The following is a 17755-nucleotide window of genomic DNA, read 5'->3' as shown; positions in this document are numbered from 1 at the left end:
GGCTATTCCGGCAATTTTGCAACAAGCCCTCTTCTTTATTTTAATTTATTTAATTGATCGCCAATAACTTCCCCTAATTGAAAACCGCTTGATTCTTCCTTGGCACGATACTGCCATAAATCGTCGCTGCTCGATGAATTTTCGCTTTCTTCTAATTCCTTCATCGAAAGCGATATGCGTTTTTCTGCCTCATTGACATCCAAAACTTTGACTTGGACTTTCTGGCCTTCTTCCAATACTTCATGGGGGGTGCCGATATGTTTTTTAGAAATCTGTGAAATATGAACAAGCCCTTCTACTCCAGGGAAAATTTCAACAAAAGCACCGAATGTGACGAGACGCTTCACGGTTCCGCTCACAACATCTCCCGGTTTAATTTTTTCTGATATATTTTCCCATGGGCCAGGCAGCGTTTCCTTAATGGATAAAGAAACACGTTCATTGTCACGATCTACGGCCAACACTTTTACTTTGACTTTTTCTCCTTCTTGGAGAACGTCTGACGGTTTGTCGACATGGGCATGAGATAGCTGGGATATATGGACAAGGCCGTCAATGCCTCCGATATCGACAAAAGCCCCAAAGCTTGCCAGACGTTGAACTGTGCCTTCCAATACATCACCCGGTTGGATCGATTGCAAAACCTGTTGTTTTTTCTCTTCCTGTTCTTTTTCAATGACTGCACGATGAGACAAAATAACGCGGTTTTTCTCTTGATCGAGCTCAACGACCATCAATTTTAACGTTTTTCCTTTATAATCAGAAAAATCTTCCACATAATGCGCTTCAACCAATGAAGCAGGAATGAATCCGCGAACTCCTAAATCAACGACTAAGCCGCCTTTGACGACATCTTTCACTTCTGCTTCAAACACTTCTTTATTTGCAAATTTTTTCTCCAATTCCTCCCATGCTTTTTTGGCAGCCACTTTGCTCTTAGATAAAATGATTGCGTCTTCTTCCACTTTTATCACTTCAAGCTCAAGTTCATCATGTTCCTTTACGACATCTGAAGCTTTTTCAATATGAAGACTGGATAATTCGCTTATCGGAATGATGCCCATTTGTTTGCAGTTCACAATATCAACGATTACTTGCTTTTCCTCCACTTTTGTTACTGTCGCTTGAACAACATCGCCTACATCAGGCACAAAAACATCGCCTTGGTTCAAATCCTCTACCATACCATATACCTCCTTGGTCAAGCCATGACAACTCAACTAAAATATGTACCATTCTATCTAGAGGAAGCCATCCCTCGCTAAATAGAATGAAAAATATCTCTTTTCTATAAGTTCTAACAAAAAATTCCGTTTGTCAAGTTAAAACGTTTTATGACCGATATTTTTCAAGCAATTTTTCGATTTCTTCCATAATCAAATTCGTTGCTTCTTCAGCAGACCGCTTTTGCTTACGGTATTCCGTAAAATCGATCGGTGACCCGAAAACGATTTTCGTTCTTCGGAACGGCCTATAAGCGCCAATGACCGCGCAAGGCAACACTTTGCATTCGCTTCTCAGGGCAAAAAAACCTGCGCCTGCCAATCCTTTTCTCAGCTTTCCGGTCTTGTTTCTCGTTCCTTCAGGAAAAATGGCTAAAACTTCTCCTTCTTTCAATATTTTCAGCCCAGTCCTTAAAGCTTCACGATCGGAAAAGCCTCTTTTTACAGGAAACGCGCCAAGTATTCGGATCAGCCTGCTGAAAACCGGAATCTTGAACAGCTCTTCTTTTGCCATGAATCGAAGCTGCCTAGGCGCCATTATTCCAATCGCCGGAGGATCCAAGTTGTCGATATGATTGGAACAAAGGAGAACAGCTCCTTCCATTGGAAAATTCTCTTTCCCAATGGCTTTTATTCGGAATAAAGGTTTGAAAATGCAATAAACAATAAACCTCGCAAATTGATAAAATCGCCCCATTTTTACAGCCTTTCTTTTACTAAGTCTTTAATTTTTTCCACTACTTCTTTTATATTCAATGAAGTTGTATCGATTTCGATTGCATCGGGAGCCTTCACCAGCGGAGCTGTTGCTCTTGTCGAGTCGAGCTTATCCCTTTCTTCAATCTCTTCTTTTAACTTCTCCAAATCGGAAGGGAATCCTTTTTTTAAATTTTCTTCATGTCTTCTTTTCGCCCGTTCTTCGACGGAAGCCTTTAAAAATATTTTCAGTTCAGCGTTCGGCAGGACATGTGTGCCGATATCACGGCCGTCCATCACAACACCGCCGTTTCCGGCAAGCACCCGCTGCCTTCTAACCATTTCCTCCCGCACTTTCGGATGTTTGGAAACTGTCGATACATTGTTTGTCACCTCAATGGAGCGGATCGATGTTGTCACATCCTCGCCGTTTACAAGCACCTTTTGTCCTTCTCCGTCAGGCTTCAGTTCAATCGTTAGTTGGGACAAAAGTTCCGCCAGCGCTTCTTCATCTTCCAAAGATATGTTTCTTTCAAGCGCTTTTAACGTTAAGGCGCGATACATCGCTCCAGTATCAATGTAGATATAGGAAAAGTCTTTGGCAATTATTTTGGCAACCGTGCTTTTTCCAGCTGCAGCCGGGCCATCAATTGCAATTGAAATTTTTTTCACCATTATTCCTCCCGCAGCTTTTTCTAGATATGAAATGATGTTTCTTGCTTCATCTGAAGAGGAAAAGCAGGCCAAGCCTGCTTCCATTAACGTCCGAACGTTTCGGTCCATTCAGAAATCGTCCATTTGCCAACCCCTTCATATTGCACAACTTTTGACAGATAAGGTTTGACGGCAGAATGCTGAAGAAATATTTGCGCGAGAATCATGATTAAAAATTGCACCATAATAATTTTTATTAATATTCGTTCAAAGCGTTTCACCGAATGTCAGTCCTTAAGCTTTTTCTATTTAGTATGAATCAACCAAAAAGACCTTATTCAGGAAAAAATTGTTTCCTTCTTAAAAGCAACTGCTGTTCGTAGCAGAAACGGAGCAATTTTTGCCGAATCTTTTCATCGGCATCGACAAATTCGATTGAAACGCTTTTTCGATGTTTTTTTTCTTCTATTCGCAAAGGTCTGCCGGTTATTTTTAAATATTCTATACTATCGTCCGTATATGTCAGGACAAGATAAATAAGGATTTCTACATGAAGAGGAAGATCCTTGTTTTTGGGAATGATAATAGATAATCCTCCAGCACTAACATCGCCAGTAACGGCCGCAAATGGAGCAAATTCGTTTTTCAGCGGATGGATGGCGACATCTATGGATGTTTTAATCCTGACAAATTGCCTTCTTTGTGCTTCTTCGATGGTGTCCGGTTTTTTCAGCATAATCATCGGAACAACGTCCTTTTTCTTGCCAAGAACCTTCGTCCGAAATTTAAACCGCTTTTTTTCTTCGCTTAAATAAACAACATTCATTTCCGTATGGTCCGGCAAAAACACGGTTTTCCCCGTTTCATCATTTACGGGAAAATCAATCAATAAAATATCCCCTTCTTGATCTAAAAGCTTGCTTTTCAAAATTTGTCCATTTTCAACCAACTCAATAGTGAAAACGGTGCCTACTTTTATCAACTTTACCACTCTTTCAAAAGGTTAATAAAAATTTCCCCCTCCCCTATTTTATTAAAACATGGAATAAAAAAAAGGGAAAGCCTAAATTTAGGCGTTTCCCTTAATCTTTATATTTCTCTAAAAATTGGTTCGGCATTTTTTAATTTTTCCACTTTTTCTTCGGTTCCGTCCATGGCATTAATAAAAATACGATAAGTATCTTGATCGATTGTTCCTAAAAATTCGTAACATAGCACTTCTTCACCTGAATCGTTTTCAATAAGCGCCAAACGATCTTCTTTTACATCGACACTCGTATTGATCGCTTTTTTTGCTTGCTCTTTTGCAACTGCCGGTTTCGGGATGTTTCGCTTCCTGTGGGCCGATAAATAATCTCGGCCGGAATAACCGACGATTTCGCCATTATCCAAAGCAACTTTTAAACGAACGGCATCCGGATACAACCGAACTCCTTGATAATTGGAAACAAATGTAAAAACCCCAATGTTATCATATTGAGCACTTTCAAAAAGCTCGAGATCACGGAACCCCAGTTTGTTCAAAAACTTAACTGCTTTGTTGGAGGCATCGTTTAGGCTGATTTTTTGATCTTGAATATCCCTGTTGTGCAATAAATAGATTAAATGACCGCCTTTTTTCGCTATATCCATGTAAACATCGTGTTTGTTTCCTTTATCATGCATGGTGAAACTATAAAATCCAATATTAGATCCTTTTCCGTTCTCCGTCACATCCATTCGTTCGACGTTTCTTGGAGCAAAACGTTGCGCTATTTTTTGTGCTTCTTGTATGGTTACTTCCTTACCGGTTAAATGCTCGAACCCTTTCTTCGGTTTCTGCAATGCCGTAAAAGTCGTTCCGAAATCTGTTTCATCGTATCCTTCCACATTTTTTTCTACGGTTTTAAAGCCGTCAATAATCGTGTTGTCCATTTGTTTTTGGCCTGAAGCCAACGCCAGTTCGACATCCATCCAGCGCAAATTATTTTTTAAAATGAGATGTTGAACTTTCCTCAGTTCATTTTGAATACTTTCTGAGTTTTTATACAATTTTTGCAATGTCTCGTACTCATCTTTTGTCATTGGTTTGGCATTTAAATCTCTCACAGCTGTTTTATAGCTGAAATCACCGATATTCGATAAAAACTCTTCGGTTTTATTGAAAGGTAAAAGAGTTAACGGAAGTTGTCCGACATCATTATGCGCCTCTGACGCAATTCTCCATACATCCGCCAATGCCGGCGACAGCGACTTCCTTGAATTCATTGCGAGCGTTTCGCCAATTTTATCATGAAGCTGGTCAATTTGATAGGTTAGATCGTGGAAAGCACGTTGATAATTGTTTTCAGCATGAATTAATACAGCGTTTTTTTCCTGATGTTCTTTATATCCCCAATAACCTGTTCCAATGGCTGCGACAGCCAAGATTGCAATGATGATTCCGCGAAGCATTTCGATTCACCTCACTATTCACAGAAAATATGTTTGCCGATTTTCTTTATTTGCGGCCTTGACCAAATCCAAGGGTTTGTCGCTGTATTAGGATTGAAGTAATAGAGCGCCTCCTCTGTCGGATCCCATCCGTTAATGGCATCCAGAACCGCTTTTTTGGCGGTTTCATTCGGAGTCATCCATATTTGGCCGTCACTTACAGCCGTAAAAGCTCCTGGTTCAAAAATAACGCCAGCCACAGTATTTGGAAATGTAGGGCTGTTAAGGCGGTTTAAGATTACAGCCGCAACTGCTACTTGCCCAATGTATGGTTCACCGCGCGCTTCTCCGTAAACAGCATTTGCCAAAAGATTCAAATCATTTTGGGAAAAGCCTCCGGGCATATTCACTGCCATTGGCTGCATAGCGCCTTTTTGTGCGGTTCTTGTTTTCTGCGGTGCTTGTTGTTTCGGTCCTTGCCGTTTTTTAGGCTCTGGCTTTTGTGCAAATGGCTTGTTTGGCTGCTGACGCTGTTGCCATTGCGTTCCAACGTTTTGTTTTCCAATTGCTTTCTGCCTTGCTTCCGCTTGTTTTCTCCATTTTGCACGCTGTTCTTCGGAAGGTCCTGTTTGAATGCGAAGCGGGACACCGCCATAGTGAGTAAAGTCCCGTCCTTTGCGAATTTGCCTGTGTACAAACGATTGATAATATTTTGTCGTATCCAACAGTTTTTGTTTTGTTTCTGGGCCGACTAAACCATCCACCTCTTTGAGTCCGAAATTGTTTTGAAAGTTTCGAACAGCCCAGTAAGTGCTCCATCCATATACTCCGTCTATTTTTCCGTGATAATATCCGTTATATTGCAGCCTCGCTTGCAGTTCAATGACATCATCGCCGGTTGCGCCTCGTTGTATCACTTGTTCGCTGAAAGCATGAACATGGACATTGTCAATTGAAAGAAACAGGAATACAATAAATCCAAAAACGTTTGCGAGCAGAAGCTTCGCCTTGCTTTTCCTTTTCATCATCGTCCTCCTCCCAGTTGATTGTTACAAGTATTTTTTGTAATAAGCTGCATTTTATGCACAAAAAGAAAACCCGGCTTAAGGCCGGGAACACGTTTATCCTGAAAACGTTTCGAAGCTTTTTTTGTATATCATACGCGCCTTCTTTGCTTTATGCAGGCCGAACCACCATAAAAACACCATAAACGGCGTTACCCAAAACTTCCAATCTTCATTTGATAACAAAATATAGTTGTAAACGCCGTGCAAAAGAAAAGGGATGAAAATCGAAAAAAAGAGCCATTTCCACTTCACTTTACGATTGGAAAATTTGCATTTCCCTAAATAATAGCCCATGATGACCCCAAACAATGCATGGCTCGGCACGGGGAAAAGCGCACGCCCGAATGCAAACTGAACGCCGTTTGCAATTAAATATAAAATGTTTTCCAATGTTGCAAATCCGAGCGAAATGGAAACACCGTACACAATTCCGTCATAATGTTCATCAAAATGGAAATGAGTATATATTGTGACGTAAAAAATAAACCATTTAAAAAATTCCTCCAGCAAACTCGATCCAATAAACGCTTGCAATATAGGTGATGGAAAAACGTTTTCTGTTTCAAGAACATATTGAACAAACATGATCGGGAAAACGAGCAACGCTCCAAAAATAAATGATCGGATGACCAAATAAAGTGGTTCCATACCGTATTGATCTTTTAAATAAAAATAAGAAAGAATCGCAAGACCAGGCGCAATACCCGCTGCTATGATTACGAACATGACGATTGCCTCTTTTCCACAATATCTCATTTAAATGGTAACATGGATAAGAAAAATTGAAAATCTACTTCACAAAAATGTTGTTGAAAACAATGAAGGAGCTGGTAAGCCAATGAAGAAAATTCTGATTTTACACACCGGGGGAACGATTTCTATGCAGGAAGATGAAAAAACAGGTGCTGTTCAACTTCGCAACATTCATCCTCTCCGCGAATTCCCATTGGCGATCGAAGGGGTAGAAACGGTTGTGCAAGAATTGTTTCATTTACCGTCTCCACATATAACCTTGCATGAAATGCTTAAAATCAAAAATTCCATTGAAAGTGCGGCGAAAGAGGAAAAGATCGATGGAGTTGTGATTACACACGGTACTGATACGCTCGAGGAAACGGCTTATTTCTTAGATTTAACCATCAACCTTCCGATTCCGATCATTGTGACTGGTGCGATGCGTTCAAGCAATGAATTGGGATCTGACGGTCTATATAATGTGCTATCCGCGATAAAAGTTGCTTCATCTGATTTAGCAAAAGAACTAGGGGTATTGGTGGTGATGAACGATGAAATCCATACGGCCAAAAATGTCACAAAAACACATACAAGCAATGTCGCCACATTTCAAAGTCCGCAATACGGCCCGATAGGCATCGTGAACAAATCTTACGTTGCTTTCCATCACAAACCATTAAAGAGAGAACATTTTTCTGTTCACTCTATCACAAAACAAGTCCTCCTTTTCAAAGCGTATGCAGGGATGGATGGCAAGATGTTGGAAGCTGCGGAAAAAATAAACCCCGACGGGATTGTCATCGAAGCTTTAGGACAAGGAAATTTGCCCCCTGCTTTAATCCCAGGCATTAAATCATTTATTTCCAAAAATGTTCCAATTGTCATTGTCTCAAGATGCTTCAACGGGACTGTCCAAGATGTTTACGATTATGAAGGGGGAGGAAAACATTTAAAAGAGATCGGTGCGATTTTTTCGAACGGTTTAAACGGGCAAAAAGCGAGAATCAAGCTGCTGATTTGTTTAGAAAAAACGACAAAAATGCAAAAGATTGCCAAAATGTTTGAAAATTGATGTTTTATATATAAAAGTATCCCTTAAGACAGGACGCCGCCTTTTTTACAACAAATAAGGCCGGCAGCGATCCTGTTCAGGTCAAAAAAAAGGCCAGATGTACAGAAATCTGACCTTAAATCCGCTTCGCAATTTCATTCGCTATTAAACCGCCGTGGAACCGGCCGTTCTCAATAAAAATTTCGTTTGCGTCATTTCCAGCGGCTATAACTCCAGCAATAAAAATGCCCTTTATGTTTGTTTCCATCGTTTCTTCGTTAAAATGAGGCCTGCCCGTTTGTTCGTCGATTTCCACTCCCATTTTCTTTAAAAAATCATGATCCGGATGATAACCAGTCATTGCAAAGACAAAGTCGCACGGAATTGTTTTTTCTTCCGCTCCATTGACCACATATGTGAGATGATCCTCTTTTATCTCTTTCACAACCGAATGAAATTCCATTTTGACAAGCCCTTTTCTGACAAGGGAATCAAATTCCGGCAAAACCCACGGTTTAATACTAGGCGAATATTCGCCACCACGATATAAAACGGTCACCCTTGCACCGGCTTTATGAAGTTCTAAAGCTGCGTCGACGCTTGAGTTTTTTCCGCCAATCACAACAACATCTTTATCAAAAAAAGGATGGGCTTCTTTAAAATAATGAAAAACATGTGGAAGGTCTTCCCCCGGAACGTTCATATAATTCGGATTGTCATAATAGCCTGTGGCTATAATCACAAAGGCTGAGCGGTAAAGGTCTCTCGAAGTCGTAATGATAAATGTTCCGTCTTCTTTTTTTTCAACTTTCTCTACTTTTTCAAACGCATGAATGCGCAGGTTTTTTCGTTTGACCACTTCACGGTAATATGCGAGAGCTTGATTCCGCACGGGTTTTCGATTTTCAGTAATGAAAGGAACGCCGCCAATTTCAAGCTTATCCGCCGTACTGAAAAAAGTTTGGTGGGTTGGAAAGCGATAAATGGAATTCACAATATTTCCTTTTTCAATAATTAACGGATTCAACCCCACTTCTTTCAACTCAATCGCTGCAGACAGTCCGCACGGCCCTCCGCCGACAATTACTACTTTTTCTTCTTTCATGGATCATCACCCCTACTTTCGTTCCCAAACAAAGCAAATTCCCCTATTTATCATAGGGGAAATGTTTTACCGATGCAAATATTATACCCAGCCGCGATATCGGCAAGCTTCTGCCATTTTTCTTACTCCAACCATATAAGCCGCTAGACGCATATCCACACGTCTGTTTTGAGCTGTTTCATACACGGTGTTGAAAGCTTTGACCATCATTTTTTCCAGTTTTTCTTCCACTTCTTCTTCCGTCCAATAATAACCTTGATTATTTTGCACCCATTCAAAGTATGATACCGTAACACCGCCGGCACTTGCAAGCACGTCAGGAACGAGCAAAATCCCCCTGTCAGTCAAAATTTTCGTAGCTTCCATTGTTGTCGGTCCATTGGCTGCTTCTACGACAATTTGCGCACGAATATGATGGGCATTTTTTTCTGTAATTTGGTTTTCAATTGCCGCCGGGACAAGAATATCACAATCAAGCTCCAGCAATTCTTTGTTTGTGATGGTATCACTAAACAATTTCGTCACCGTACCGAAGCTGTCGCGTCTATCCAGTAAATAGTCAATATCAAGTCCGTCCGGATCATACAATCCGCCATAGGCGTCCGAAATGCCAATCACTTTCGCGCCGGCATCATGCATGAATTTGGCCAAATAGCTTCCTGCATTGCCAAACCCTTGAACGACCACGCGGGCGCCTTGCAAAGAGATTCCGCGCTTTTTCGCCGCTTCGCGAATGCAAATGGTCACACCTTTTGCCGTCGCTGATTCACGGCCGTGCGAGCCGCCCAGCACAAGCGGCTTGCCGGTAATAAACCCAGGCGAGTTAAATTCGTCAATGCGGCTGTATTCATCCATCATCCATGCCATAATTTGCGAATTGGTAAATACATCTGGTGCCGGAATATCTTTCGTCGGCCCGACAATTTGGCTAATGGCCCTTACATAGCCGCGGCTTAACCTTTCCAGTTCCCTAAATGACATGTCTCGGGGATCGCAGACGATGCCGCCTTTCCCGCCCCCATATGGTATATCAATAATCCCGCATTTGAGGCTCATCCAAATCGAAAGCGCTTTAACCTCATTTTCTGTTACATTAGGATGAAAACGAATTCCTCCTTTTGTCGGCCCAACAGCATCATTATGTTGAGCCCGGTAGCCTGTAAATATCTTTACAGAACCGTCATCCATGCGAACGGGAATTTTTACAGTCAACATACGAATTGGTTCTTTTAACAACTCATAGACTTCATCTGGATATCCAAGCTTTCCTAACGCCTTATGTATTACTGTTTGCGTAGCTTTTAGCATATCGTGATTTTCATTGCTTTCGGCTACCATATTAAGTAAACCTCCTACATGTTCTTTAAAAAAAGCAAGTTAATATCCGCCTTTCAAGACTTAGTATACACTTTCCAAAAATTAATGCAATCATTTATGTCAATCAAACTCCAAAAAAATTTGCCATCATCCTTATGAATAATAAAGAAAACAAGCGGTTTTAAACCGCTCGTTATTGAAAATAACGGTTTAGCTGCTCAATCGCATCTCCATCCATCAGCAATTTGCCATATTCATGAAGCCTGTAGATCGTCATATGTGTAGGAGATCCATATTCGGCCAAAATCGCGATCAACTGCTCCACTTCCATTTGTTCGCTTTCATTCAACAATAAGTAATAGCGATTTTGATAAACGTACAAAGTTCCGTTGGCAATGTGAAAACGGCGAAGAACTTTCGCAAGATTGAGGACGTCTTCGAAATCTGAAAATTCATACAGTACTTCTTGATGCTCATCGACTTTCACTTGCATCTCAATATATTCATCCGCAAATTCATCCTCGTTTAAATCATCATTCGTTTTCGTGACGATGATGACCATTCCTTGCGCTTTTAGAGAGTAGACTTCGACAGCTATGGAACCATTCGCATGGAAATCAAGTTCTTCACTCGCCTCATTGATCATTTCCCGAAAAAGCTGGTGAACTTTCAAACTGTTTTTCCATAAATCTTCTTTCGTCAACCCTCGATCAGCTAAATCGTCTAATGTTAAAAAAATCTTTATTTTATTATGGTCGAGACGCTCGAGCCGCATCCTCTTCCCTCCTGCCGTCTAACCGTCATACGATATTGTATGTGGCAATCGCAATATGGTTCGTTAGTTAGTAAACAGTTTACAATGAATAAGGAAGGAAGACAAGCCATTCATATCGGCAAAAAACGTCCATTTTTTATTTTGCCTTGTAATACAGATTTATATGATATTCTTTCTTCATGATCGCAAAAACTTTGTCGCGATGCTGCCATTCAACCGGATTCTTCCATAAATCTGTGCTTTTGTCAATAATTTCACATCTTAATTCATGGAATTCCTTTTCGGCCTTTTCTTCCTTTCTCTTCAAAAAAAGGCAAGTTGCGAAACTTCCGCCTAGCAACAAAACAGCCGGAACATTTCCGGGCTGAAAGAAATAAAATAAAAATAATGACGGATCCGCGCCATTCTTCGTGTGTACGATTAAATAAAAACAGGTCAAAAACAGCACCGCTTCAGTCACTGTTAACAATTGGAAAAAGATGAGCTTCTGTTTATATGTTTCATGTTTTCTTTTTCTTTCTACAAGTGACTGAAGCATTTGTTTTGTCGGCTGATCTGTAAATGGCAATTTTTCAATTTGCTGCTCCATTCGAGAAAATCCCCCATGGTTTTTGTACAAGTTATGCAGCAACAAGAGGAAATATGAGCCATCATCCAAAATCAATCTTGAATTAGTTGGCGTGTCGCTCATTGTCAAGAGGGATTTTCAAAACTTGACCAACATAAATTTCATTCCCTTGAAGATTATTCCATTTTCTAATAAGTTGTTCGCCTTCTCGAGTTTGGTAATATTTCATAGAAATTTTATACAGGGTCTCATTTGGCTGCACAACATGGGTGATGACCCGCCCGCTTTCGTCTGTCATCTCTCCTTCTGCCCCATCATCACGTTTGTTCTGAAGCGAGGTGTGATCTTCCTTTTGTTCGCTTTCACTTTTCGTCTCCTCTGGATCGTTTTTTTCTTCCCCTTCTTTATCCACATCATCTACCGAAGAATTCGGTTGGTCTGCGGGCTTCTCGGCATTTCCTTTATGATGTTCAATAATAACAGCGTCGTAATCAGAAGGATTCACTCCACCTGGGTGCAATCGCTTTTGCTCAAAATAATATGTCAATATAAGAACAACAATCGGAACTAATATAAATAGAAAGGTGAGAAAGCGCAAAAGCGGATATTTCATTTTTCTTTTTTGTTTCCGCCTTTTTTTGTGAACTTCGCTGCGTGAAGGATATGTTCCGGTTCTTTCTTTTATTTCATCCAATATTTTTTCCCTTAAACTATCCGCCTGATCCCGGTTATATTGAAAGGTCATCTTCTTTGTTGTCACTCCCATCCATCTGAACGATTATGAAATAATGAATAGCGGATTTCCAGCGCAGAGATGAAATCGATGAGAAAATGCGCCATTATGACTGCAAGCAAGTTTTCAGTAGCCTCAAACAGACATCCGAGCAAAAAACTGACAAACAGCACCATAATCAACAACAACCATTTGGATAGATAACGAAAATGCAGCAAGGCAAAAATAATGCTTGCCCAAAAAATACCTAATTCGGTTTGCAACAAGCCGCGAAACAGCAACTCTTCCGTAAAAGCTACTAAAAGAGTGATCGAAAAAATCGCAAACAAACTCCGGTTTTGAAACAGTTTTTCATTAATGCCGCCGTCATCGTACAACTGTTTATTGGCAAATTTCATAAGGATAAAATCAATGATAATGACAAAACATGCGGTCAATCCACCAAAAACAACGATTTCATAAACATCAAACTGCCAAAAACGCAAAAACTCCCCTCCATGGTCGAAAAAAATAAAGCTGAGTATTATAAAAGCTAGGAGGATCAACGATTGCGTGATCAACAGATTCCAAAGAAGCTCTTTCTCCGTCATTGTTTTAATGAGTTCTTCCTGCCTTCTAAACATGCCGTCACCCGCTTTGCCGGAATATTTTTTGTAGTTCATTCTTCCAATCCCAATAAATAATCGGCTTTTCAGCAATTTTCCTTTTCCTTGCAAAAATCTCTTTGTCCAACCCGCAATAATCACAGCAAACGGGAACCGGCTGAATTTCCGTTTCTTGAAAATAGCGCAATATACACTTCCTGCGGCATTCATTCGCATGAAGATAATCTTCCATTACCTTTAATTTCTTAAGTTTCAACTGAATTCGCTCATCAATTTTTTGCGACAAATACTGAAACAGCCGCTCGTCCTTCCAATCCAGATCATTTTTGTCCAGTTTATCGAATTGATGGACCAAAAATCTCCATTGCGTTTCCGTCAATCCCATCTGCAGCCGCTCTTTTTCATCAAGATCAAAGCCGTTTTTCCATCGTATATGTCGTACAACTTCGCCAATCAGCTTCTTATCTGGAAATTCTGAGTATATCATTTGCTTAGGGAACCATTCATCTCCGTCAGCATAGAGCGTGACGGCAATGCTTTGTTCACCATCTCTGCCCGCACGGCCAATTTCCTGGACATAAGATTCCATTTGCGAAGGAAAATGAAAATGAATGACAAACCTGACATCTTTTTTATTTATTCCCATGCCAAAGGCATTGGTAGCTGCAATCACAGAAAGATCGTTATGTAAAAACTGCTCTTGAATAAACATCCGATCTTCGTAATCCAATCCGCCGTGATAATAGGCAGCCGCTTGGATTCGGCTTCCGGAAATCCTCTTGGCGATCTCTTCCGCCCAAGCCCTTGTGGAACAATAGATGATGCCCGGGCCTTCCAACAGTTTCAACCATTCAAGCAGCTTCTTTAACTTTTCTTCTTGGCTGTTAAAGCGTTCAACAGCTAGTGCCACGTTTGGCCTGTCAATCGAGCGGATAAAATATTTGGCATTTTGCAAACTCAAACAGGTTTGAATATCATTCAATACTTCCTTTGTCGCTGTGGCGGTTAACGCTAAACAAGGAGGTGAACCAAGAAGCTCCCTTATCTCTCCAAGTTTCGAATAATCCGGGCGGAAGTCGTGCCCCCATTGGGAGATGCAGTGGGCTTCATCGACAACAAATAGGGAAATGTCAATTTTCGTCAATGACGTTAACACGGCTTTCGATTTGAACATTTCCGGCGAGAGATAAATAAATTTAAAATGGCTGAGCTGTTTAAGCGCTCTTGTTTTTTCATTTGGTGATAAAAAACTGTTGAGGGCAATCACCCGTTTTTCCCCGGACATTTTCAGCTGCTGCACTTGATCCTGCATTAAAGACAATAAAGGGGAGACAATGACGACAGCCCCGTCCAAAAAATAGCCAGGCAGCTGATAACATAACGATTTTCCCCCACCCGTCGGAAGCATGGCTAAAACATCGTTCCCATTGATTGCTTCTAAAATAATTTCCTTTTGTCCGGTTTTGAATTCGTGGTATCCAAATTTCTCCTTTAACACCGAGTACAGCTCTTCTGTCATGTCTGCCTCCTCATTGACGCCATTGCCAGCCGAATTTGAAAATAGGTGTATTCATTTTTTAAAAATTCTTTGACTGATTTCAATTTATTTGTTTTTAATTTTATGATCGTTTCCCTGATTTTTTGCAAATCCTCTTGTTTCATAAATTGTTCAAAGTGAAAATGAGGTACATTTAAGGCGATTTCAACGATATGATCTTCAATTGTATTCCTTTTCAATCGTCTGGCCAACGCTATCTCTTCTATGCTTAAGCCTTTTTTCAACAGATCAAACGTTTTTTCGGCTGAGGCGGTTAAAGGATAATGTTTTGACAACCCTTTTAAAAGTCCAGAAAGCACGTTAAATTGATTCGGATCATTCCTCAAATATTGCATCATTTGCAAAACGGCGCTTTGAAAAACAAGCCTTAAATAAAAAGAATCTTCGTCCAATGCAATAGCAAGTTGTTCAAAGGTCACCCCTTTTTTTTGATAACCGGGAAAGCGATTGAAGACAAGCAGCGCCTCTTTTTCTCCCATTTTTCCAAGCAACTGTTCAAGCTCAGCATAAGTCTCTTTTCCAAGCGTTTGCTTTGGCATATTCAACTGAAAAATATAGGATTTCACAAATTGTTTCAGCTTATCGCTATTGGTAATTGGTAAGAATTTTGAATTGTTATATACTAAATGAGAAATTGTTTGAACAAACAAAGAAAGCCGCAGCCAAAAGATGTAGCCAATTTCATTGTATATCTTTCCGTTTAATGCTGGTGGGATGGGTTTTTCAGCTAAAACTGTTTTAAGAAGCTGTTCTCCATTATCCGTTATTTGGTAAAATTCATCTGTTATTCGTTGTATCCAACTTTGGCTCTCAAGGCGATGAAGTATTTTTTCAAATGAAAGCTTTTGCAATTGCGGACAAATGCCAAAAAAGTTCGGCAAATCGAACAAAAAGCTGTCTTGAATCGTTTGCGATGATTTTTTCCCTTTCAATAAATGAAAGATTGCTGCTTTCGATCGTTCCAGCCTGAATTGTCGTAGACAATAAAGAACAATTGCTTCCAAATAATTAGCATTCATTCCATCACCTTGCATTTTTTGACATCATTCGTTTCTTTGTTTTATTTTATCAAATTTTCGTGGATATTAGGTGAAAATATGTCGTCTTTTCTTTGCAAGGTAATTCTATAGAAATAGTATGTTTTTTTCGCCGTTTTTTATTGAAATTGTTGATATTCCGTCTTACAATAAAGATATGGTATTCCGTTAACGGCATTCCACTTTTATTGCAAGGACTCCCATTGGATGGAAAATATACTGTTTCCGTCTTTCCAAGAATAAAATTTTTGATACATTACAGGAGGTTTCACAATGCCAAAATATACAATTGTCGACAAAGATACATGCATTGCCTGCGGGGCTTGCGGGGCTGCAGCTCCGGATATTTATGATTACGACGATGATGGAATTGCCTATGTAATATTAGATGATAACCAAGGAACTGTCGAAGTTCCTGAGGTATTAGAAGAAGATTTAATGGATGCCTATGAAGGATGCCCAACCGATTCAATTAAAATTGCGGATGAACCTTTTGACGGTGATCCATTAAAATTCGAATAAAACATAAACAAAAGCCCGCGGGACAAAATCTCGCGGGCTGTTTATGTTTTAAGCATTTTGCATGTGAAATTTATGATGAATCCATTCTTTCAGCCGATAGTAAATCATGAAAAAGACAACGCCAATCATAACCCCTTTGATTAAATTAAATGGCAGAATTCCGGCAATGATTAATTGTCTAACTTCGGCAATGGACATTTGCGGCATGTTTAAAAAGAACGTGTAAGCCGGCAAAATGAAAAAGTAATTTAAAAAACTCATCATGATCGCCATCGTCAATGTGCCGGCTGCAAAACCAGCCAACATCCCCTTCATTGAATAAAATTTGCGGAAAATAAAAGCAAACGGCAATATAAAAAAAATACCTGCCAAGAAATTAGCCAATTGATCAATCGGTATTCCCGCAGCGCTTCCTTGTATGACATAATGAAGCGTATTTTTGATCGCTTCAACGAATAACCCGGCAATTGGTCCCAACAAAACGGCCGCCAACATTGCCGGAATTTCGCTGAAATCAATTTTTAAAAAGGCCGGCAAGCCGGGAAGCGGAAAATTCAGCGACATCAGCAAATATGAGACGCCGCTCAGCATTCCGACAAAAACGAATTTGAACGCATTGGATTTAATCATTTTCCCTCTCTCCTTTTCCTGATCCATCTGTGAAAAGAAGGAAGGTTCCATTCCTGCTGCAAATAAAAAACCCTCTACCGAGTTGTAGAGGGAGAATTTGAGCAGGACAAATAAACGTTTCAATGCTGTTTTTTGAAACGTCAGAACCCTCATCTTCTCCCATCCAGACTATACTGTCGGCTCTGGATTCTCACCAGATCCACCGTAAAAGCATAACGCCAATACGGGTCACGGGCTTAAAAGCAAATGCTTTATCACCGCCGGTCGGGAATTTCACCCTGCCCCGAAGATGAATCATGTTTTTTACGTTCATTATATAAAAAAGCCGTTGAAAATGAAAGCTTTTTGTTTGTATCTTCAATTGCCAATATGTTAGACATCCTCTATAATAAAAAGGCATACATAAAAAAGGAGGATTTGATGAATGGCAAATAAAGTAGTCGAAGCATTTATCGAAATTCCGACGGGAAGCCAGAACAAATATGAATATGATAAAGAAAAAGGCGTCTTCAAGCTTGACCGCGTTCTTTATTCGCCAATGTTTTATCCGGCAGAGTACGGTTTTTTGGAAAACACGTTGGCGCTTGACGGCGATCCTCTTGACATTCTTGTTCTTGTCACAAATCCAACCTTCCCTGGATGTGTCATTAAAACCAGAGTTATCGGCTATTTAAACATGATCGACAGCGGTGAAGAAGATGCAAAATTGATCGGTGTTCCTGCTGATGATCCTCGTTTTGCTGACATTCAATCGATCGATGATGTGCCTCAGCATAAATTAAAAGAAATTGCCCATTTCTTTGAACGCTACAAAGATCTGGAAGGAAAAACAACTGAAATCGGAACTTGGGAAGGGCCAGAAGCGGCTTCAAAATTAATTGATGAATGCATCGCCCGCTATAATGAAAAAAATTGACGGGAAAAGAGAGCTGTTTCCTATGAAACAACTCTCTTTTTGCGTATCGTAAACGGTTTCAACTGTAAAGTTTTTGTCCTTGACAACATCGATAGATTCATTTATCGTTAAGATAAAATTGTTCGAACTTTTCATTTTATATTAATTTTTT

20 protein-coding genes and 1 riboswitch are annotated in these 17755 nt (G+C 40.1%); of the genes, 3 read left to right on the top strand and 17 right to left on the bottom strand.

Annotated elements, in window-relative coordinates; all coding sequences use genetic code 11:
* Window positions 1–35: 35 nt before the first annotated feature.
* The 8 genes from rpsA to prsW form a co-directional block, all read right to left on the bottom strand.
* The gene (rpsA, locus tag AC0KTX_RS08170) at window positions 36–1184 is read right to left on the bottom strand and encodes a 30S ribosomal protein S1 (RefSeq protein WP_474251722.1); all 1149 of its coding nucleotides are present in this window, start codon (window positions 1182–1184) and stop codon (window positions 36–38) included.
* Between the two features lie 148 nt (window positions 1185–1332).
* Window positions 1333–1920, bottom strand: a complete 588-nt coding sequence (locus AC0KTX_RS08165; RefSeq protein WP_474251721.1) for a lysophospholipid acyltransferase family protein — start codon at window positions 1918–1920, stop codon at window positions 1333–1335.
* A gap of 2 nt (window positions 1921–1922) precedes the next feature.
* Entirely contained in the window at window positions 1923–2594 is a 672-nt protein-coding gene (gene cmk / locus AC0KTX_RS08160) for a (d)CMP kinase (protein WP_474251761.1), read from the bottom strand.
* Window positions 2595–2677: 83 nt separating this feature from the next.
* On the bottom strand, window positions 2678–2854 hold the full coding sequence (locus tag AC0KTX_RS08155; protein WP_474251720.1) for a YpfB family protein: 177 nt from the start codon (window positions 2852–2854) through the stop codon (window positions 2678–2680).
* Window positions 2855–2907: 53 nt separating this feature from the next.
* Window positions 2908–3555 (bottom strand): flagellar brake protein, encoded by a 648-nt coding sequence (locus AC0KTX_RS08150; RefSeq protein WP_474251719.1) that lies wholly within the window; start codon window positions 3553–3555, stop codon window positions 2908–2910.
* Between the two features lie 107 nt (window positions 3556–3662).
* Window positions 3663–5006, bottom strand: a complete 1344-nt coding sequence (ypeB, locus tag AC0KTX_RS08145; RefSeq protein ID WP_474251718.1) for a germination protein YpeB — start codon at window positions 5004–5006, stop codon at window positions 3663–3665.
* Between the two features lie 14 nt (window positions 5007–5020).
* On the bottom strand, window positions 5021–6013 hold the full coding sequence (gene sleB / locus AC0KTX_RS08140; protein ID WP_474251717.1) for a spore cortex-lytic enzyme: 993 nt from the start codon (window positions 6011–6013) through the stop codon (window positions 5021–5023).
* A gap of 93 nt (window positions 6014–6106) precedes the next feature.
* A complete protein-coding gene (prsW, locus tag AC0KTX_RS08135) occupies window positions 6107–6778 on the bottom strand; it encodes a glutamic-type intramembrane protease PrsW (protein ID WP_474251716.1) in 672 nt (223 codons plus the stop codon).
* Window positions 6779–6890: 112 nt separating this feature from the next.
* Here prsW and AC0KTX_RS08130 point away from each other — a divergent pair, with 112 nt between their 5' ends.
* On the top strand, window positions 6891–7859 hold the full coding sequence (locus AC0KTX_RS08130; RefSeq protein WP_474251715.1) for an asparaginase: 969 nt from the start codon (window positions 6891–6893) through the stop codon (window positions 7857–7859).
* 115 nt (window positions 7860–7974) lie between these two features.
* On the opposite strand, the gene AC0KTX_RS08125 is transcribed toward AC0KTX_RS08130, so the two are convergent.
* The 8 genes from AC0KTX_RS08125 to AC0KTX_RS08090 all read right to left on the bottom strand — a co-directional run bounded on the left by AC0KTX_RS08125 (window position 7975) and on the right by AC0KTX_RS08090 (window position 15533).
* Window positions 7975–8943 carry a YpdA family putative bacillithiol disulfide reductase gene (locus AC0KTX_RS08125; RefSeq protein WP_474251714.1) on the bottom strand — a complete coding sequence of 323 codons (969 nt, stop codon included), beginning with the start codon at window positions 8941–8943 and terminating at the stop codon, window positions 7975–7977.
* A gap of 81 nt (window positions 8944–9024) precedes the next feature.
* A complete protein-coding gene (locus AC0KTX_RS08120) occupies window positions 9025–10281 on the bottom strand; it encodes a Glu/Leu/Phe/Val family dehydrogenase (RefSeq protein WP_474251713.1) in 1257 nt (418 codons plus the stop codon).
* 172 nt (window positions 10282–10453) lie between these two features.
* Window positions 10454–11035 (bottom strand): genetic competence negative regulator, encoded by a 582-nt coding sequence (locus AC0KTX_RS08115; protein WP_474251712.1) that lies wholly within the window; start codon window positions 11033–11035, stop codon window positions 10454–10456.
* A gap of 136 nt (window positions 11036–11171) precedes the next feature.
* Entirely contained in the window at window positions 11172–11624 is a 453-nt protein-coding gene (locus tag AC0KTX_RS08110; protein ID WP_474251711.1) for a DUF2663 family protein, read from the bottom strand.
* An 82-nt stretch (window positions 11625–11706) separates the two neighbouring features.
* Window positions 11707–12363 (bottom strand): LysM peptidoglycan-binding domain-containing protein, encoded by a 657-nt coding sequence (locus tag AC0KTX_RS08105; protein ID WP_474251710.1) that lies wholly within the window; start codon window positions 12361–12363, stop codon window positions 11707–11709.
* Entirely contained in the window at window positions 12360–12998 is a 639-nt protein-coding gene (locus AC0KTX_RS08100; RefSeq protein WP_474251709.1) for a lysostaphin resistance A-like protein, read from the bottom strand. The genes AC0KTX_RS08105 and AC0KTX_RS08100 overlap by 4 nt, the downstream gene beginning before the upstream one ends.
* Window positions 12964–14460: a RecQ family ATP-dependent DNA helicase gene (locus AC0KTX_RS08095; RefSeq protein WP_474251708.1), complete on the bottom strand. Its 1497-nt coding sequence runs from the start codon at window positions 14458–14460 to the stop codon at window positions 12964–12966. Before AC0KTX_RS08095 ends, AC0KTX_RS08100 begins: the two co-directional genes overlap by 35 nt.
* On the bottom strand, window positions 14457–15533 hold the full coding sequence (locus AC0KTX_RS08090; RefSeq protein WP_474251707.1) for a YpbB family protein: 1077 nt from the start codon (window positions 15531–15533) through the stop codon (window positions 14457–14459). Before AC0KTX_RS08090 ends, AC0KTX_RS08095 begins: the two co-directional genes overlap by 4 nt.
* Before the next feature lie 276 nt (window positions 15534–15809).
* Between AC0KTX_RS08090 and AC0KTX_RS08085 the strand changes: the two genes are divergently transcribed.
* Window positions 15810–16058 (top strand): 4Fe-4S domain-containing protein, encoded by a 249-nt coding sequence (locus tag AC0KTX_RS08085; RefSeq protein ID WP_474251706.1) that lies wholly within the window; start codon window positions 15810–15812, stop codon window positions 16056–16058.
* A 48-nt stretch (window positions 16059–16106) separates the two neighbouring features.
* On the opposite strand, the gene AC0KTX_RS08080 is transcribed toward AC0KTX_RS08085, so the two are convergent.
* Window positions 16107–16688 (bottom strand): ECF transporter S component, encoded by a 582-nt coding sequence (locus tag AC0KTX_RS08080; protein ID WP_474251760.1) that lies wholly within the window; start codon window positions 16686–16688, stop codon window positions 16107–16109.
* 147 nt (window positions 16689–16835) lie between these two features.
* Window positions 16836–16983: riboswitch (FMN riboswitch) on the bottom strand.
* Window positions 16984–17112: 129 nt separating this feature from the next.
* On the opposite strand from AC0KTX_RS08080, the gene AC0KTX_RS08075 reads away from it, so the two are divergent.
* Window positions 17113–17604 carry an inorganic diphosphatase gene (locus tag AC0KTX_RS08075; protein WP_474251705.1) on the top strand — a complete coding sequence of 164 codons (492 nt, stop codon included), beginning with the start codon at window positions 17113–17115 and terminating at the stop codon, window positions 17602–17604.
* Window positions 17605–17755: the final 151 nt, after the last annotated feature.

The sequence above is a fragment of the Aeribacillus sp. JST-2 genome (genome assembly GCF_056032925.1).
The sequence above is the reverse complement of the archived record's forward strand: the minus strand, read 5'-3'. Positions and strand labels throughout refer to the sequence as shown.

Coding starts and splice junctions, on each gene's coding strand:
- rpsA (WP_474251722.1), bottom strand. CDS start 1,184: ATGGTAGAGGATTTGAACCAAGGCGATGTTTTTGTGCCTGATGTAGGC.
- AC0KTX_RS08165 (WP_474251721.1), bottom strand. CDS start 1,920: ATGGGGCGATTTTATCAATTTGCGAGGTTTATTGTTTATTGCATTTTC.
- cmk (WP_474251761.1), bottom strand. CDS start 2,594: ATGGTGAAAAAAATTTCAATTGCAATTGATGGCCCGGCTGCAGCTGGA.
- ypeB (WP_474251718.1), bottom strand. CDS start 5,006: ATGCTTCGCGGAATCATCATTGCAATCTTGGCTGTCGCAGCCATTGGA.
- sleB (WP_474251717.1), bottom strand. CDS start 6,013: ATGATGAAAAGGAAAAGCAAGGCGAAGCTTCTGCTCGCAAACGTTTTT.
- prsW (WP_474251716.1), bottom strand. CDS start 6,778: ATGTTCGTAATCATAGCAGCGGGTATTGCGCCTGGTCTTGCGATTCTT.
- AC0KTX_RS08130 (WP_474251715.1), top strand. CDS start 6,891: ATGAAGAAAATTCTGATTTTACACACCGGGGGAACGATTTCTATGCAG.
- AC0KTX_RS08125 (WP_474251714.1), bottom strand. CDS start 8,943: ATGAAAGAAGAAAAAGTAGTAATTGTCGGCGGAGGGCCGTGCGGACTG.
- AC0KTX_RS08120 (WP_474251713.1), bottom strand. CDS start 10,281: ATGGTAGCCGAAAGCAATGAAAATCACGATATGCTAAAAGCTACGCAA.
- AC0KTX_RS08115 (WP_474251712.1), bottom strand. CDS start 11,035: ATGCGGCTCGAGCGTCTCGACCATAATAAAATAAAGATTTTTTTAACA.
- AC0KTX_RS08110 (WP_474251711.1), bottom strand. CDS start 11,624: ATGGAGCAGCAAATTGAAAAATTGCCATTTACAGATCAGCCGACAAAA.
- AC0KTX_RS08100 (WP_474251709.1), bottom strand. CDS start 12,998: ATGAACTACAAAAAATATTCCGGCAAAGCGGGTGACGGCATGTTTAGA.
- AC0KTX_RS08095 (WP_474251708.1), bottom strand. CDS start 14,460: ATGACAGAAGAGCTGTACTCGGTGTTAAAGGAGAAATTTGGATACCAC.
- AC0KTX_RS08090 (WP_474251707.1), bottom strand. CDS start 15,533: ATGCAAGGTGATGGAATGAATGCTAATTATTTGGAAGCAATTGTTCTT.
- AC0KTX_RS08085 (WP_474251706.1), top strand. CDS start 15,810: ATGCCAAAATATACAATTGTCGACAAAGATACATGCATTGCCTGCGGG.
- AC0KTX_RS08080 (WP_474251760.1), bottom strand. CDS start 16,688: ATGATTAAATCCAATGCGTTCAAATTCGTTTTTGTCGGAATGCTGAGC.
- AC0KTX_RS08075 (WP_474251705.1), top strand. CDS start 17,113: ATGGCAAATAAAGTAGTCGAAGCATTTATCGAAATTCCGACGGGAAGC.